The following is a 223-nucleotide window of genomic DNA, read 5'->3' on the forward strand; positions in this document are numbered from 1 at the left end:
CCGGCTGAAGGGATCGGTCTTGAAAACCGACAGGAGCTTAACGGCTCGCGGGGGTTCGAATCCCTCTTCCTCCGTATTTGGTCTCGTAGTGTAGCGGTTAACACGCCTGCCTGTCACGCAGGAGATCGCGGGTTCGATTCCCGTCGAGACCGCCATCTAATAATTTAATAGCAATTTACCTATAAAATGTGGAGGAATACCCAAGTCCGGCTGAAGGGATCGG

General features: G+C 52.9%; 2 tRNA genes (1 of these 2 only partly in view). Both read left to right on the forward strand.

What is annotated here, in order from left to right:
- A tRNA-Ser gene (locus HMPREF2953_RS11580) sits at positions 1-74 on the forward strand (it extends 132 nt beyond the left edge of the window).
- A 5-nt stretch (positions 75-79) separates the two neighbouring features.
- Positions 80-155 (forward strand) — tRNA-Asp (locus HMPREF2953_RS07820).
- Positions 156-223 lie beyond the last annotated feature (68 nt).

The sequence above is a fragment of the Staphylococcus sp. HMSC072E01 genome (assembly GCF_001814125.1).
Classification (GTDB): Bacteria; Bacillota; Bacilli; order Staphylococcales; family Staphylococcaceae; genus Staphylococcus; species Staphylococcus hominis.